The organism is Bradyrhizobium sp. HKCCYLS2038, from assembly GCF_051167655.1.
In the GTDB taxonomy this organism is placed as follows: domain Bacteria; phylum Pseudomonadota; class Alphaproteobacteria; order Rhizobiales; family Xanthobacteraceae; genus Bradyrhizobium.
In genome coordinates, this window is the sequence record NZ_JBNPTM010000018.1 from 1 (window position 1) to 15,609 (window position 15,609).

A 15,609-nucleotide genomic window follows, 5' to 3' on the forward strand; every position below is an offset into this window, starting at 1 on the left:
TCCGTCCAATCCATCATCGGCGCTGTGCAGAACCGCCACCTGTCGTTAGCCCCTGCATTCATTGATTTATCTGTCATTTACCATTGCGATCGTTGCGCAACATGTTGTGGCTTGTTGTGTTTTTGCCCGCATTGCGGAGCATTCATCGTCTGCTAGTATCACAATGTGATCCCGCCTGGAGCCATGTGATACCGAAATGGGAACCATCGTCGAGCGCCCCCGAAAGAAGGGCGGAACAGCCTATATGGCAAAGATCATCATCAAGCGCGAGGGCGTGACTGTCCTCCGCGAAACGCAGACATTCGATCGCCGGCCCGCCGCCGCTGCCTGGATCAGCCGACGCGAGGACGAGCTTTCAAAGCCGGGCGCGATCGAGCGCGCAAAGATCTCGGCAAACGATCCGCTCCTCTCCGCGGTCATCGACCAGTACATAGCCGAGAGCGAAAAGGAGATCGGCCGGACCAAGGCGCAGGTGCTCCGAACGATCAAGACCTTTGGCATTGCCGGCAAGCGTTGCTCCGAGATCGATACGGCCGCGATCACCGATTTTGCGAAGCAACTGGACTGCGCACCGCAGACGCGTGGCAACTACCTCTCACACCTCGCCGCGATCTTTGCCGTTGCGAAACCCATGTGGCGCTACCCGCTCGACCGCGCGGCGATCGAAGAAGCCCAGGTCGTGTTGCGCAAGCTCGGCATCATCTCAAAGAGCAAGGAGCGCGATAGGCGGCCGACCATAGAGGAGCTTGACCGGCTCATGGCGCACTTCGAGGAGCGCCAGAAACGCCGCCCATCCTCCGCGCCAATGTGCCGTTTAATCGCGTTCGCGGTTTTTTCGACCAGACGTCAGGAAGAGATCACGCGCATCACATGGTCGGACCTGGACGAAGAACATAGCCGAGTCCTGGTACGCGACATGAAGCACCCGGGCCAGAAGGACGGGAATGATACATGGTGCGATCTGCCTGAGCCGGCCATGCAGATCATCAAGGCCATGCCAAAGGTTGGCCCCGAGATATTCCCCTACTCTGCCGACGCCATCAGCGCAGCATTCACGCGCGCATGCGCGCTCCTCGAGATCGACGACTTGCACTTCCACGATTTGCGCCATGACGGCGTGTCGTGGCTGTTCGAGCGGGGATACACCATCCCGCACGCCGCCGCAGTATCCGGTCATCGCTCATGGAACAGCCTTAAGCGATACACTCAACTGCGGCAGCGCGGGGACAAATACGCGGGGTGGAAGTGGCTAGCCAAGGTGACGGCTAGAACCAATTCTTGACCACTGCCGCCCGCTTCTTCGCGATCATCACCGTGGCCACCACCGCGACGACGACAGCCAGGCCGAGCACGGAATAGGCCACGATCGACGGAAGCAACGGAGCGTCGTGGGCCACAGTTCCCGAGGTCTTCGCGCCCTCATTGCCTGCGCCGGCCGCGCCCGCCCCCGCCGCTGCCTTGCGAGCCTTCCGCTCCTTCGCCGTCGCTTCGTTGATGACCTCCTTGGGAGGCGTCGCAGTCGGCGGCTTGCCCGGCAGCTGGTTGACGGTGCTCTCGATCGCGTCCGAGTTGTTCAAGCGATCGATGATCGGATCGTTGCCCTTCATCTGGGCGAGCCGGTCCGCGAGCCCGTTCGTACCACCGTTCCAGAGGCGCACCGCGCCCTTGAAATCGCCGACGTCAGCCTTCGCGTTCAAGCGCTTCCACGACCAGAAGGCCGCGCACACTTCCGGCTGCACAGCATGGCCGCAGATCACATCCGGCTGTGACAGTGCAGGCAGGCCCGTTCGGTCCTGACACTCAGCGTAGCCGCCGCGCCCAGTCCACTGCGGACCACCGCGGCCGATGAACGTTGACCCATCGTGCGTGCCAGGGACGTTCCCCATGCGACCGCCGTAGATGTCATCGAACGCCCCATGCTGCCAGCCCGGTGCGGTGCCGTACTTCTCGCGGACATGCGCCGCCGAACTGAAACGATTGGGCCAGACGGCAGCCATGCGCTCAGCGGTGTAGTTGATATTTTCGGTCAACCGCGGGATCGTGAACCCGCCGCACTCGTGCTCGATGTTGGCGAAAAAATACTTGAGACGCTGTCTCGTGTGGTTGATGCCGGCGGGCGTAAGAACCGCGTCCTGCTTCGCCACGAACGCATCGAGCACGGCTTGTGGAGCGCGCGGGAACAGCGCTCGCATTGCCTCGGTAGTCAAGCGAATGGTCATGAGGGATATCCTCTGTTGTGGTTTACACAACAACCATTGCCTCTTGATGGTTGTGGCGAACGAACCGGCAAGAGGACAAGCCATGAACCATAAGGGACTACCCGTCGCGGGCTATCAGCCGACGCAATCGCAAGAGAGCATCGACATCGTGAACGAGGGCAAGCAGCTGGAGGAGCGCGTTCTGCGCTATGCCGACCGGCTCAAGAGCATGGGCGCAGCGGCGGATCAGCGGCGCATCGCGATCGGCGTAACCGACGCGGAGAAAGCATTCATGCAGTTCTACAAGGCTGTATTCGCGCCGGCCGGGTCGCGCATCCCGCTGCCCGAGGACAACAACTAGCCGTTACCTCCCGTGAGACTTCAAGAGCCCGCGTCGCAAGACCGGGCTTTCTTTTTGTCCCATCGCGTCTTTGATGATCCTCGTCGATAGCCGCAGCCAACGATAAATTTCGCACCACTGCTCCCGCGTAATGCTGCGAGATATGTTGCCGGGTTCGATTATCAGTTTGAACATAGCGATCACCAATCCAGCGTCTTTTGCTCGTCTCCGCCCGCCGCCTCGCTCCGCTGCGGAGCGTAGAACATCACGCGGTCCTCATTGCCGCGTCGATCGCGGCCGACTGCCCACCCGAGCTTTTTCATGATCCGGCCGACGCGGCCAGCGTGACGCCAATCCGCGTCTTTCATCGGAATACCGAGGTGGCCCAGAATATCGATCTGAGCGATGGACGTTTGCCCCTTGATCAGCGGCGCGATCTTATCAACCCACACGTCGACATCGGTGCGCTTCTCTTGCTCGAATTCGACTGCCTGCTGCTCCTCCTCCTGGACCCACCACGGGGTATTCGCGCGGTAGAGTTCGACAGCTTCGGCCCATAGCTGATCGCGATCGATCGCGATTGCATCGGTGTCGATACTCCCGACAGTCAGCGGCCAGAAGCGGCGTGCTCCGGTCGGGTCTCGGAGATAGGCGTTCCCTTCCGGGTTGATCGTGCCGTTCAGCACGACGCGCCGCGGCGCTTCGATGACGGTGCGACCATAGGGCGGACGGAACCTGTCCGTCTGCTGCGTCAGGAACTTCTTGACGGCGTTGACCTCAGCCGCGGAGAACTTGTGCATCTCCGCGACCTCGATCCCCCAGACGCCTTGCATCTCCATCTTGGCATCTTTCGAGCCAACATCGCTCAGCTCGTCCGTGAAGAACTCGTCGCCGTACAAGAAGCGCAGCGCCGTCGATTTCCGCGCGCCCTGCGGTCCTTCGAGGATCGGCATCGTATCGACCTTGCAGCCCGCGCGAAGCCCGCGCGCCACGGCCGAGACGAGCCACCGCAGGCCGACCGTGCGGGCATACGGCGTATCCTCAACGCCCATGTAGTACGTCACCCACTTCTCGACGCGCGGCCGGCGATCCCACTTCAGTCCCTCCAGATACTCACGGAGCCGATCGAAGCTGGAGCGCTCGGCAATCGTCTGGATCACGGCTGCAATGTTCGAGGCTTTCGGCGACATTTGCCGCGCCTCCAGCCACATCACAGCTTCGCTGTAGTCGCGGTCTTGGATACTGCGCACATCCCAAGCCTTGCCGGCTTCCCAGGGCGGCCGGCGCATCAGCATGACGCGAAGTTTAAACGCGTCGAAGGCGAACACGCCGGCCATGTCGGGGTGGTTCTCCAGGAACAGCGCCCAATTCTTCGTTGCCCCCGGCTTGATCTTGCCTTCTTCGTTGCAGACCAGCCCGAGCATCCAGTTATCATCGGCCGCGACCGTGCGACGCGTCCGGATGTCGGTGACCGTCGCCGGCTGCTCCTGCTCTTGCTGGACCGTGCGGGCCTCCACAATCGGCTTTGCCGGCGCGGCCGGCGCAGGACCGGCAACAGGCGTGGGCTTCTCCGCGGGCTGCTGTGCCGCTTCTGGACGTGCCCACGGCCGCACCGTCTCGCGCATGAACTGATCGACGCGCGCCTTGTCCCAGCCGTCGTGTATCGCGTCAGCGCAATCCCAACCTTTCGGTGGATCGTCGCGCATGACATCCATCACACGCACCGTGCAGCCGAGCCCAACGAGGATCGTTGCGATTTCGTCGGCGGTGCTCAGGCCTGGAGCATCCGCATCCGGCCAGATCACAACGTTCCGCCCGGACAGTGGCGACCAGTCGGTATGCTTCACGCCCTGCGTTCCGCCGGCCCACGACAGCACCACCCGGCCGGTTTCGCTCGCGAGCGCGTCCGCGCACTTCTCGCCTTCAACGACGATCACTTGCCGCGCGTCGCCAATCCGGTCAAGACCGTACAGCGGGCGCGGCTTGGGGAACGGATATCGAGACCAGCACTCGCGCCCATCGGGCAGGCGAACCGCCATTATCATGGGGGTTTCTTTGCCGCCCTCCCCGAGTTCATGCCGCAGCACATACCCGAACAGCGAGCCATCAACACGCCGATACGGAAACACCATGGATGGCGCGAAGCCGCCCCACTCGGACGGATCATCCTTGCGCTTCGGATTGTAGATCCGGACGCGCTTTCCCACCTCAATCAGGTTTGCGGGCGGCTCGATCGGCTCAATGCCTTCGTAGATGTCGCGCGCCTTGACTTGCCGAGGTGTGACGTTCGGACCGACCGAGGCCCCGCCCAGGATGCTGATCGCCTCGCGCAGACCAACGCCCTTGATCTTTTGGACGAAGTCCAGCACGTCGCCGCGCTCACCGCAGCCGAAGCAGTGGAAGCGTTGAACGTGGTCCTTCCCCACGAAGATCGTGAACGACGACGTCTTCTCAGCGTGGAACGGACAACACCCAACGAATTCGTCGCCGTCCTTTTCGAGCTTCACGCCGAACGACGAAGCGGTATCCGGCAGTGAAACGTCGCGCCTCAGGCGCTCGACATCGGACGACATGACGACCCGCGATGCTGGGTGATTTGCGTGTTGCGTTAATCACAACACAGAGCAGATAAAGGTCAAGTGAATTTCAGAGCAACCCGTTGATTATCTCGGATAACTCAGCTTCGTTGTGGGCGACCCCGGCCCGGCCGCCTGCCTTGTTGACCGCGGCAATCCATGCGAGCTGTTCGCTTGTGGGCCGGCCGCCGGCCTTGACCTCCACCTGCACATAGATCGCGATGGTTGACCCGACCATGTCGGGCGTCACCTGGACCGGCAACCACCCGCCGAGATCCGACATCCCGGAAACGCCGGCATGAAACGGTCTCGCATTCCGCAAGACCACATCGCCCGGCCCGAGCCGGACCACGCGGCCGTTGCCGCGTTCGAGCATCCCGGTCCACGCCTGACCGACATTCTGCCGAAACAGCCGCGCCCCGAGTTGCGAGGCGCGACGTTGCAGCAGCCGCATCAGATCGGCCTCAGACATCGCCAACCATCCTTGCGCCAGCGATTCGCTCCAGGCGCTTCTTGCCTCGCTCGACGCGGGCGGCAACTCCCGACGCGAGATCGAGTTTAGCCTCATGTTCGAGCGGCCCGTACCGATCGGTCTCGATAGCGCCGTTCTTGACCGCGAGAGCGCGCTTGCTTTTCGCGATATCGAAGTGGATCCACGACGCCTTCCGGAACCGTGGCAGCGACAGTGTCGGGTGACCCTGTATCCACTTCCGCTGCACCCCGATCTTATCGGCCATCGCGAGCAATTCGGCGTCGCTGTCAGCCCACATGTGGCACATGATCATGTTGCCGAACGGGGCTTGCATATCGTCGACAAAGACCGGCATGGCGCACCTCAGAACGGAATGTCATCGTCGGGGTGCGGGCGGCCCGTCGAAATCGGATCGCGGCGTGGTGCTGCGCTTTCGCGCGGAGCGCGGCCAGTCGCCTCCGAATAGCTGTTGCCCGGCCGCTCCGCGTTTCCGTTCGGGTCTCTGTTCTTGCCGCGACCGCTGTCACCGAGCAGGATCAGTTGCGACTTGAAGCCGGTCAGAACAACTTCCGTCGAATAGCGCTTCTCGCCGTCCTTCTCCCAACTCCTGGTTTGTAGTTCGCCCTGAACGAAGACCTTGCTCCCCTTCCGAACGAACTGCTCGATCACGTTGCACAAGCCCTCGTTCCAAACGACGATGCGGTGCCATTCCGTGCGCTCTTTCTTCTCGCCAGTGCTCTTGTCCTTCCAGCTTTCGGACGTGGCGATCGAGAAGTTTGCAACGACGCTGCCGCTCGACAGCGTCTTGATTTCGGGATCGTCGCCAACGTTCCCGATCAACTGGACCTGATTGAGATGCCCTGCCATTCCCCTACCCTCCAATGACGAGCCGGTATCCCCGGCGATAACCGACGTTCTCAATCGAGATGCCGGAGCCCTCCAGCCGCGTGCGCAGATGGCAGAGCGCGACCTTGAATGCGGAATACATGCGCGTAGGAGACGGCCCGCCGTCCGGGTCGTCAACGTACATCGCATCGAAGATCCTTTCGGGCATGACGGGATGGCCCTTACCCTTCCAGATCGCACCGAGAATTCGCGCCTCCAGCGGCGTGACCTTGTAATGGTCAATCACGATGTCGAGCGACGGAACGCGAACAGACTGCTTGCAACACGGGCACTCGATCGGCTTGGTGACGCTCATCATCACACCCCCCTGTCATGCGATGCTGTCTTGGCCTGCCGTGCGGTCCACACATGGCCGGCCCATTTCTCCGGAGACTTGTAGCCGCGCGCCATTGCGAGCTTGACCAGATCGTCAAGCGTCTCCGCTTGCGACTGCTCTCGCGCCCGTTCACGCCGCAGCGCCGCCACGTCGACTTCTTCGAGTTCGCCCTCTACCTCGCCGAGCACCCGGCCGACGCCGAGGCTATCGCGCGACTGCGCCGGGTAAGCGTGTCCGCATTCCGGGCATTGACGAGCCGGCGCATGCGTCGCGAAGCATTCGGGACACGTCAGGTTCTCGACGGTGCGGGCATCCTTCTTGCGCCCTTCGAGCGACCATTCGCGCTCATCGTCAGGCAGGCCGAGCCGCGATAGGTTGCCGACGAGGTCGAGCAGAATAGCCGGCTCCGGCTTCTTGCGCAGGCCGCGCCCAAGCTGCTGCAGATGCTTCGCGAGCGACTGCGTAGGCGAGTACTGCAAGACCGCCTCAATAGTCACGTCGCGGTCTACCTGAGCGGCAAGGTCGAACCCTTCACAGAACAACTGGCAATTCACGATGACTTCAATCTGCCGGTCAGCGAAGCCGATGAACGCGGACCGGCGATCGGTCTGCGGCGTCTCGCCATCGAGCGCGACAGCCATCACGCCATTTGCCCGGAACTCCGCAGCCAGCTGTTCCGCACGAGCGACTGAAGGAGCGAACGCGATCGTGCGCTTGCCACCCGCGAACTTTCGCCAGTGCCGAACCGCGCCGGCGAGCACCGCCTTACCCGACATCAAGTCGTCGATCTCGGATGCGACGTAATCGCCATTGCGAGAGTGGATGCCGGCGAGATCGATACCAGCAGGAGCGAAGGCCCGGTAGCGCGAGAGGTGCCCTTGCTCGATCAGCCATCGGACAGACGGCCCCATGACCATATCGTCCCAGACGTCGCCGAGAGGCTTACCGTCTAAACGCTCAGGAGACCCGGTCAGTCCGATGGCGCGCGTCCCCTCGCCTTTGTAGTGGTGAGCCACCTTGGCCCATCCGCTCGCGGCGCTTAGGTGCGCTTCATCAACCATAATGTAGTCAGCTGGGATTTTTCCCAGTCGGTTCTTTAACGTTGCGATCGAGGCGATATAAACGCGGTGATGCGGGTTGTAGTGATAACCTGATGCAATGTATGAGAATGGAATGCCGCAGCGCTCAAACGTCTTTGCGGTTTGCGTGATCAGATCAACGCGATGAACGCAGAAGATCACGCGCTTTTTCGCAGCGAATAGCAGTTCGATCAGCTTTGCGGCGAGGACCGTCTTACCGAACCCGGTTGGCGCAAACACAAGCACCGAGAGGTAGGTTCGCAGCGCCACGCGTAGCTTGGCCCGCACGTCCTCTTGATCAGGGCGGAGAACGAGACTGCTCATCGCTCTGACACCATCCGGCGAACCGCCTTCTCATGCGGCGCGATCCGATGCAGCCGCGCCGCAATGCCTGACAGCGTCTCGACTTCTTCAGCCGTGAGCAGCATCGTAGTTTCGACCGCGACGTCTCCGCGTCGGCCGATCGTTCGCGAGATCAGGTAATCGAGGAATTCCGCCTGCTGTCCGATGGTCATCGGCGAGCGCGGCGCTGCAGCCGCGTCGCTCATCTGCCACTCGGGATCATGTCGTCAGGAGTGATTGTAACGTTACAGGCCTTGGCTGCTTCAAGGATCAGTTCCTGGTCCCGCCCGCCGATAAGCCCCTTCCGGTCCTTGAGCGCGCGGCTGACCTTCGAACGATGGCGGTTCAGCGTGCGAGCAAACTCAGATTGTGAGAGCCCAAATTTGGCATAGACACGCTGCCAGGGCGTGGCTTGTTCGGTCCTGCTCACTTTAAGGAAACCTTCTATGATGCTGTTTTCACAACATACGTTGCTGTTTTCACAACGTCAAGGGCGAGTAGCATCGTTCCTTACCGGAATGCCTACAATCGCAGCATACCGGAACACCGTTTGTTTCCAGCGGCATTGTCTCCTGTTGCGGATCGTGCAACAAAACAGGGGATAACAGGTGACGCGTAAACAAGACGAGGGATTGCAGCAATGTCCGATCAGGAGATTGATGGGGCGTGGTTCACTAAAAGATTAGAAGAAAAACAATTGTCTATGAGAGGGCTGGCAAGACACCTAGAACTCGATGTCTCAGCCGTCTCCAGGATGTTTTCTGGATCACGGAAAATGAAGATGAACGAAGCAAGTGCAATTGCTCACTTCCTTGGGGCTCCGGTTAGCGAAGTCCTCAAGCACGCAGGCGTGTCCGTTGATATTGATGGGCAACCTACGCGGATCATGCTCGCGGCAGCGATCAATGAAAAAGGCCAGATTGAACGGCTAAAGGACCCGCGACCACTTCCACAGCAGATAATCGACCGCGCGAACGCCGCCATCTCCATGCGGGAGACGGGGAACAGCCGCATCCTCGCAGCGCAGATCAGAGCGACGCAAGGTCCCCTGACCTTCCTGGACGATGCAGTAGTGCTGTTCGGCCACACCGAGGGCGTCGAGCGCGCAGCTATCGGAGTGCTCGCAATTTGCCGGTCGAACCAGGGAGAACAGATCTTGGCCAAGATCGAGCGGGCCAGGAAGACGGGCGAAGCCCGGGTGGTGTGTGTCGACGGCAAGGTGAAAGAATTTGCTCTCGATACCGCTACCCCAGTGATTGCCATTATCCCTTAACTCAACCTTACAGCGACAGATTGTCACAGCGGCTGCTTAGCCGTTAACTTCCCAAAATCGGCTTGACAGCCGCATAGTGTTGCGATCAGTGTTGCGGACTTCACAACACGAGGTCGCAACACATGAACATCCAAGCCAAGCCCCCCGGCATGAAGCCGGGGGTGTACCTCAAGCTCAGCGAAGACGCCTACCATTCCGGCGAAGGAGTATCGAAGTCCGGTCTTTGGACTATCGAAACCAGGTCTCCCGCTCACTACAAGTTCGGTCTGCGCAAAGAGACCAAGCCATTCGACTTCGGCCATGCGTGCCACCTTGCCATTCTCCAGCCCAACGAATTCGAACAGATGGTAGTTCGAGGCCCTGAGGATCGGCGCGGGAATAAGTGGAAGGACGTCGCCGAAATCTGCAAGGTCGACAAGAAGCTTCTTCTCACCTCCGGGGATTATGACGGCGTCCTCACGGTCCGCGATACCGTGCATGCAGACCCATGGGTCAACAGCATCATCACCGGCGGGGATGGTGTCAATGAAGCGTCGGGGTATTGGATCGACCAGGACACTGGCGAACTCTGCCGATGTCGCCCCGATCGATATCGCCGCGATCTCAAGCTGATCTTGGACGTGAAGACGGCAGCCAGCGCTCACCCCGACGCTTTCGCCAAGAGCGTCGTCAACTATGGATACCACGCGCAGGAGGCATTCTATACCGATGGCTGGCAAGCCTGCGGCCAGCAGGTCGACGCCTTCGCCTTCCTTTCGTTCGAGAAAGAACCGCCATACGCGTTCGCGGTGTATGAGTTGCCGCCTTCGATCGTCGAGGAAGGACGCGCGGTGATGCGTAAGGCGCTCAACACCTACGCCGATTGTCGCAAGGCGAACCGCTGGCCGAGCTATGGCGAGGGCGTGCAAGAGCTTTCGTTCAAGCGCTGGAACTATCGACTGACGCAGGCTCCCGAAGCGCTCGACGAAGCGTTGCCCGGGTGACCAGCGCCGACACCGCGCGCCGGTTCTGGAGCGCGGCATTCTACTATCGCCGCGCTCCAGATCGCGACCGCTCCACCGCCGTCATGGTGCTGACCGATCTCAGCACTTCTGCCTCAGGCATCGTGCAATCCCGCGCTGCCGACATCATGAAAGAAATCGCCAATGACGCAGACCGCAACACTACCGGCCCAGGTTGACCGCAAGCCTCCTACGCTGCGCGATCACCTCAACAGCATGACGCCGGAATTCAAGAAGGCGTTGCCCGGCCACATCACCGCCGAGCGCTTTGTTCGCACGGCGCAGACGGCAATCGCCCTCACCCGCAACATCGACAAGGTGAAGAACCCGCAATCCCTCCTCGCTGCCTGCACCAAGGCCGCAGCGGATGGCCTGATCCTGGACGGCCGCGAGGCCGCGCTTGTCGTGGATCACAACGGCGACGTGCAGTATCGGCCGATGATGCGCGGGCTCCTGAAACTGGCGTATCAAAGCGGCCAGATCAAAAGCCTTGTGGTCGAGGTTGTCCGCGAGAAGGACAAGTTCACGCACGAGCCGACCAACGCCAAGAAGCCAGTCACCCACAAGGTGGATCACAGCAAGGAGCGCGGCGAAGCCTATGCGGTCTATGCCATCGCGGAGTTGATCAGCGGTGGTATCGTTCACGAGGTGATGAACGTCTCCGACGTCAATGCGATCCGCGACCGCTCAGACGCCTACCGCGCCTTCAAGGCGAACAAGATCAGGTCCACGCCGTGGGTGACGGACTGGGCGGAAATGGCGCGCAAGACCGTGTTCCGCCGCATCTCCAAGTATCTGCCGAGCAGCACGGACCGCGATGCTCTGCACCAAGCCGCCGAGCGCATCGACGACGACTATACGTTCGAGCAGCCGGCAGAGCCGGGCGAGACGCCGCCCGCAACCCAGTTCACCGCGCCGAAGAAGCGCGGCGGAGCGGCAGCGATCCTCAAGGACGTGACGCCCACCAAGGCGAAGCCGGAACCAAAGACGCAACCGGATCACGACCCGGATACGGGCGAAGTGTTCGACCAGGACGAGCCGGATCAGAACGACCCGCGCTTTTCCAACGAAGGCCCGCAACCGGGTGACGACATCTGATCGAGGCGTGATTTTACTGTTGCGTTTTTCACAACACCATGCAACACAAGGGCGCCGCCATTTAAACGGGCGGCGCCCTTTTGCATCAGGAGAACGCCGGTCATGACCAAGCTTCACAAGTGCCAGGAATGCGGGAACCCGATCAGCGCGCGCCGGGCTGGCCAGGAATTCTGCGCCGCTCCATGCAGGCAGACATTCAACAATCGGCGCATGCAGCGCGGCGCAGAACTCTACGACTTGTTTCGCGCCCTTCGCCGCGAGCGCAGCACGGCCAGCGAGATGAACCTGTGGACGCAGCTTTGTCGGCTGGAGCTCCAGTGGCAGACCGAGGATGATCAGCAGCGGCCCGGCCGGCGATCGTACATGCCGCCACAGAAGGCGTTGACGATCCTGAAGGACAAAGGATCGTTGCCGCGCGGGGAGGTGCTGTGCAAGGCCACCCGCCCCCGCGCGGCATAGATCATTTCGGCTTGAGGCTATCTACGTTGACCTTGCCAGGGCCGGCATTGAGCACGACCGGCCCGAGGCCGCACAGACCGACGATCAGCAGGTACGCCCAATCGATCGTTGCGCCGGCAGACGGCCAAACGCCCCCACCGAAATAGACGATCGCAGGCGCTCCGACCTGTTGGAACACCAGAACGCAGACCTGAGAAAGCACGACAGTAGCCCAGACGGCGCGCACCAGACGCGAGTTCTTCATCACGTCGCCAAACGTGGCGAACGTCTTTGCGAGCGCGTCGGACTGAGTTTTCATCACCTCCGTAAAGCACTCCATCAACGCTTGCGAGACCCGAGCATTCAGTTCGGCAAGCGTGATCTGCTTCTTTTCGTAGGCAATGAACGCGTCACTCAGCTTGTTGACGAGCAACGGCGCGAGCATGGAAACCAGCGACAGCATAGCGCCCTCCTAGTTCACGAGGGTGCGCAGGCGAGTCGCCAGCGTGATCAAGCCGAACGCGATCACGACCCAGCCGGCGACCTGCGGATGATCCTTCAGCAGATCGACAGTCTTCTGCTGCAGGTTCAACTCCGGATCCCCGAGCAGCAAACCGGCCTTGTCGAGCAGCGAGAATGCGATGCCGACACCGGCCAGAATGTAGCTCCAAGCGATCGTCAGCGAGTGGCCGCAGTAGACCCAGGCCTTAGCCCAGAAGCCATCGGCCTCATCGTAGAGCGCTTGGAAGCGCGGCAGTCGGCGCAGGATGGGCCGCAGGACGAGCGCATAGCCGAGGGTTACAGCGACCATGACCACAAGGCAGATGGTGACGTTCAAAGCAGTGCTGAACATATGAAGCCTCCAGTTGAGAGGCCCCATACATGCCGCCGCAAGAGTTGCCGGCTAAAGCGGTGGGTGAAGACCCCCGCGAAGAGCAAAGGCAAGGAACGCCGCGAGGATCGCGCCCAAGATGATTCGCACGGCCCACGAGATCGAGTTTTCGATCTTGTCAACGCCCCTGCGAATGTAGGGCAAATCCGTCTCCAGGATTGTCACGCGCTGTTTCAAGTCGCCAATCCTCTCATGCAGTTTTTCGATTTCCGACCGCATCTCTTGGTCCATAGCGCGAGCCTGACAACGTCTCCGTTGCGTAGGCTATAGCGCGCGATGGTTGTTTCTCTGGTGCGCCTACAAGCCGAGATACGGCAACAGCAGGCGCACCCGCTCGATGCTCTCCGTGCCGTTCGGGTGGATGCCGTCTCCCGCGCGGCCGACCATGCTACGCGACATTACGGACGTCGCCGGAACACAATTCGTGATCGACCGGCAAAGTTCCGAGATCGAGTTGTTCATGTCGCGGATCTTCTGATTGTTCAGATAGAGCGACCATCCAGGATGCGCGATCTCTAGCGCAGCCTCATCCACCTGAGGAATGCCCACGACAACAACACGCATAGCCGGGGCAAAGGCGTTGATGATCGTGGTATAGTTCGGGATGATCCCCGCGGTGGTGTTCAATCCGACAAGATCGTTAGTCCCGCCTTCGATCACCAAGTGAGTAGCGCTCGCCGAGACGCTGGCGATCCTAGCGCGGATCTGCGCCATTGTGTCGCCACTGAGGCCGAGGTTCTGGTGATTGTTGAATGGGGCGGGCATCGAGGCCTTGAACGGCACCATGTTCGCAATGATGCTGTCCCCGATCAACGTCACGTTCACCACGTTACTGCTTAGATAGAACGGCATGATAAAGACCTTCCATGCTGCGAACAGGATCGCGCAGGCCAACAGAAACGCTGTTTTGACTGCCGCCGACATCAATGAACCGCCAGCTGTAAACCGTGCATCTGGAAGTCCTTCCCGTTGAAGGTCTTTATCCGGGCTCCGAAAAGGGTTCCAACTGTACAGGCCTGATCGACGGTTTCAATGATTTTCCTGCCGCTCTGGCCGTTTGTGGACACAGAAGCGATAGTCGCCGCATGCCAGTTCGTTCCGCCATTGCAAGTCAATTCGACCGTCACGTCGGTCCCGACGGTTGGATTTGCCGAATTGTCGAACTCGATCAGCGCCCGCGCCCGGTTCACGTTCGCATCTGCCGTGTGCATGATGGTGGTCAGGACCATGGCCGTTGCGATATCCGCGCTCTCGCTCATAGTCAACTCGGCAACCGCCCAGCGGTTGGCCGCGCCGGCCGCCGAGTTGGCGAGAATGCGCCAGTACTGATGCGGGCCGGATGCCGCCAGCGCGAACACCTGCCGGCTCTGGGTCGCAAGGAGCGTGATCGTCGAATGGTCCGTCCACGACGACCCATTGTCGGACCATTGCACTTTCCCGGACGTCACCGAGTAAGTCGCGTCTCCGTTGCTGCCTTGGTAAATGATGATTTGGCGAATATGCTTTGCGTTGGCCGCGCCGAAGTTTTGGCCGATCCACGAGACGCCGCTAACACCAGCGCCGCTCTCGCCGCTAATCCATCCCGTCGTCAACACCCCGTCGACCGTCTGCCCCGCGCTTCCCGAAGACGTGGACGATGCGATTGCAAAAGCAGACTGGCTGGCACCAAACCCAGGGACGGGACCAACGATCCCAAGGATATTGTCGAAGCGATAGTTCGAGGACGCCCCGGTGTTGATGCCGCCGATCGTCGTGAAGCCGTCGGCGATCTGATTGAGCACGCGCCTGAATGTTCCGATGCCCGTCAACCCGTAGAGCTTCGCTTGATAGATAAGCGCAAGAGCGGCGTTGCGCCGGTCAGTGTCAGACACGGCTCCGCTGTTCCAGGACGTGCCATCGTAAGACTTGAACGCCCTGTCTGTCGTGTTCCAGTACAACGCTCCGTTCTGCAGCGCCCCGCCCTGGTTATCAGTCGACGGGTCAGTCGACTTGGACCCGAGCCACATCTTCGAGAAATTGTTGATGTCGGTCACATTCGCCGCGACCGCCGGGATATTAGCAGCAACCCCGGCCACCGAAGTAACGTTAGCGGCGATCGGTGCGACAATAGCGATATTGGCCGTCGCCGCAGCGACCGCGGGGATTGATGCCGCAACGCCAGCCACCGCCGACACATTCCCGGAGGGGATCGCCGCAACGGCATTGATGGCGCTCAGATTTGAGGCCAACACGATGATATCAGCAATCAGCGCCTCAAGCGAAAAGCTGGCATTCGAGGCCGGGAGAACAACCGCTCGGTCCAGCCGTTCGCTCAATTGCTGATCGCGCATTGCAGCTAGATCGAAAGCGCCCTCGATCGTATCGGCGAAATACGGCCCTTGATTTTCGAGGTCGATCTCCTGAGTGAACGGAGCGTCGCGCAGGATCGTGACAGTCTGCGCAGATGTCGGCGGGACCACGAGAGCGATCTGCCCTCCTCCAGCGGCCCCGACGTCCGAAACGATGTAGTCGGTGTGAAGCGTGAGAACCGTCTCCGCGCTGCCGAGAGAACGGATGACTTTGAGGTGGCTCTCGTCGAGGATGCGGAATCCGTAGTTGAAAATCGTCGTGACGCCGTTCCCGATATAGGGGCCAGACCGACTAACTTCGCTCGCAACAGTCATGATGTTCCCGCCGTT

The 15,609-nt window shown here is 60.8% G+C and carries 20 protein-coding genes; 7 read left to right on the forward strand and 13 right to left on the reverse strand.

What is annotated here, in order from left to right; all coding sequences use genetic code 11:
- Window positions 1–196: 196 nt before the first annotated feature.
- The gene (locus ACQR1I_RS35820; protein WP_434888886.1) at window positions 197–1,282 is read left to right on the forward strand and encodes a site-specific integrase; all 1,086 of its coding nucleotides are present in this window, start codon (window positions 197–199) and stop codon (window positions 1,280–1,282) included.
- Here ACQR1I_RS35820 and ACQR1I_RS35825 read toward each other — a convergent pair.
- Window positions 1,266–2,219 carry a glycoside hydrolase family 19 protein gene (locus tag ACQR1I_RS35825; protein ID WP_434888887.1) on the reverse strand — a complete coding sequence of 318 codons (954 nt, stop codon included), beginning with the start codon at window positions 2,217–2,219 and terminating at the stop codon, window positions 1,266–1,268. The genes ACQR1I_RS35820 and ACQR1I_RS35825 overlap by 17 nt on opposite strands.
- On the opposite strand from ACQR1I_RS35825, the gene ACQR1I_RS35830 reads away from it, so the two are divergent.
- Window positions 2,218–2,559, forward strand: a complete 342-nt coding sequence (locus ACQR1I_RS35830; RefSeq protein WP_434888888.1) for an Acb2/Tad1 domain-containing protein — start codon at window positions 2,218–2,220, stop codon at window positions 2,557–2,559. The two genes, ACQR1I_RS35825 and ACQR1I_RS35830, sit on opposite strands and share 2 nt — an antisense overlap.
- Window positions 2,560–2,738: 179 nt before the next feature.
- Here the strand turns inward: ACQR1I_RS35830 and ACQR1I_RS35835 are convergent, their stop codons facing one another.
- From ACQR1I_RS35835 to ACQR1I_RS35870, 8 genes are all read right to left on the reverse strand, one after another.
- Entirely contained in the window at window positions 2,739–5,111 is a 2,373-nt protein-coding gene (locus tag ACQR1I_RS35835) for a VapE domain-containing protein (RefSeq protein ID WP_434888889.1), read from the reverse strand.
- Between the two features lie 73 nt (window positions 5,112–5,184).
- Window positions 5,185–5,586, reverse strand: coding sequence for a VRR-NUC domain-containing protein (locus tag ACQR1I_RS35840; protein ID WP_434888890.1), 402 nt, complete (start codon window positions 5,584–5,586; stop codon window positions 5,185–5,187).
- The gene (locus ACQR1I_RS35845) at window positions 5,579–5,941 is read right to left on the reverse strand and encodes a DUF4031 domain-containing protein (RefSeq protein ID WP_434888891.1); all 363 of its coding nucleotides are present in this window, start codon (window positions 5,939–5,941) and stop codon (window positions 5,579–5,581) included. The genes ACQR1I_RS35840 and ACQR1I_RS35845 overlap by 8 nt, the downstream gene beginning before the upstream one ends.
- Window positions 5,942–5,949: 8 nt before the next feature.
- The gene (ssb, locus tag ACQR1I_RS35850) at window positions 5,950–6,453 is read right to left on the reverse strand and encodes a single-stranded DNA-binding protein (RefSeq protein WP_434888892.1); all 504 of its coding nucleotides are present in this window, start codon (window positions 6,451–6,453) and stop codon (window positions 5,950–5,952) included.
- Between the two features lie 4 nt (window positions 6,454–6,457).
- Window positions 6,458–6,790: a hypothetical protein gene (locus ACQR1I_RS35855; protein ID WP_434888893.1), complete on the reverse strand. Its 333-nt coding sequence runs from the start codon at window positions 6,788–6,790 to the stop codon at window positions 6,458–6,460.
- Window positions 6,790–8,211, reverse strand: a complete 1,422-nt coding sequence (locus ACQR1I_RS35860; protein ID WP_434888894.1) for a DEAD/DEAH box helicase — start codon at window positions 8,209–8,211, stop codon at window positions 6,790–6,792. Before ACQR1I_RS35860 ends, ACQR1I_RS35855 begins: the two co-directional genes overlap by 1 nt.
- The gene (locus ACQR1I_RS35865) at window positions 8,208–8,435 is read right to left on the reverse strand and encodes a hypothetical protein (protein WP_434888895.1); all 228 of its coding nucleotides are present in this window, start codon (window positions 8,433–8,435) and stop codon (window positions 8,208–8,210) included. The genes ACQR1I_RS35860 and ACQR1I_RS35865 overlap by 4 nt, the downstream gene beginning before the upstream one ends.
- The gene (locus ACQR1I_RS35870) at window positions 8,432–8,659 is read right to left on the reverse strand and encodes a hypothetical protein (protein WP_434888896.1); all 228 of its coding nucleotides are present in this window, start codon (window positions 8,657–8,659) and stop codon (window positions 8,432–8,434) included. Before ACQR1I_RS35870 ends, ACQR1I_RS35865 begins: the two co-directional genes overlap by 4 nt.
- Before the next feature lie 210 nt (window positions 8,660–8,869).
- Between ACQR1I_RS35870 and ACQR1I_RS35875 the strand changes: the two genes are divergently transcribed.
- The 5 genes from ACQR1I_RS35875 (at window position 8,870) to ACQR1I_RS35895 (ending at window position 12,060) form a co-directional block, all read left to right on the forward strand.
- Window positions 8,870–9,502 carry a helix-turn-helix domain-containing protein gene (locus ACQR1I_RS35875; protein WP_434888897.1) on the forward strand — a complete coding sequence of 211 codons (633 nt, stop codon included), beginning with the start codon at window positions 8,870–8,872 and terminating at the stop codon, window positions 9,500–9,502.
- Between the two features lie 122 nt (window positions 9,503–9,624).
- On the forward strand, window positions 9,625–10,485 hold the full coding sequence (locus ACQR1I_RS35880) for a PD-(D/E)XK nuclease-like domain-containing protein (protein ID WP_434888898.1): 861 nt from the start codon (window positions 9,625–9,627) through the stop codon (window positions 10,483–10,485).
- Window positions 10,482–10,682 (forward strand): hypothetical protein, encoded by a 201-nt coding sequence (locus ACQR1I_RS35885; RefSeq protein ID WP_434888899.1) that lies wholly within the window; start codon window positions 10,482–10,484, stop codon window positions 10,680–10,682. Before ACQR1I_RS35880 ends, ACQR1I_RS35885 begins: the two co-directional genes overlap by 4 nt.
- Window positions 10,648–11,601 (forward strand): recombinase RecT, encoded by a 954-nt coding sequence (locus ACQR1I_RS35890; RefSeq protein WP_434888900.1) that lies wholly within the window; start codon window positions 10,648–10,650, stop codon window positions 11,599–11,601. The genes ACQR1I_RS35885 and ACQR1I_RS35890 overlap by 35 nt, the downstream gene beginning before the upstream one ends.
- Before the next feature lie 102 nt (window positions 11,602–11,703).
- Window positions 11,704–12,060 carry a transcriptional regulator gene (locus ACQR1I_RS35895; protein WP_434888901.1) on the forward strand — a complete coding sequence of 119 codons (357 nt, stop codon included), beginning with the start codon at window positions 11,704–11,706 and terminating at the stop codon, window positions 12,058–12,060.
- Window position 12,061: 1 nt separating this feature from the next.
- On the opposite strand, the gene ACQR1I_RS35900 is transcribed toward ACQR1I_RS35895, so the two are convergent.
- From ACQR1I_RS35900 to ACQR1I_RS35915, 4 genes are all read right to left on the reverse strand, one after another.
- Entirely contained in the window at window positions 12,062–12,502 is a 441-nt protein-coding gene (locus ACQR1I_RS35900; protein WP_434888902.1) for a hypothetical protein, read from the reverse strand.
- 9 nt (window positions 12,503–12,511) lie between these two features.
- On the reverse strand, window positions 12,512–12,892 hold the full coding sequence (locus ACQR1I_RS35905) for a hypothetical protein (RefSeq protein ID WP_434888903.1): 381 nt from the start codon (window positions 12,890–12,892) through the stop codon (window positions 12,512–12,514).
- Window positions 12,893–13,228: 336 nt separating this feature from the next.
- Complete coding sequence (locus ACQR1I_RS35910; RefSeq protein ID WP_434888904.1) at window positions 13,229–13,855, reverse strand: SGNH/GDSL hydrolase family protein; 627 nt, start codon at window positions 13,853–13,855, stop codon at window positions 13,229–13,231.
- Window positions 13,855–15,594: a discoidin domain-containing protein gene (locus tag ACQR1I_RS35915; protein WP_434888905.1), complete on the reverse strand. Its 1,740-nt coding sequence runs from the start codon at window positions 15,592–15,594 to the stop codon at window positions 13,855–13,857. Before ACQR1I_RS35915 ends, ACQR1I_RS35910 begins: the two co-directional genes overlap by 1 nt.
- Between the last annotated feature and the right edge of the window lie 15 nt (window positions 15,595–15,609).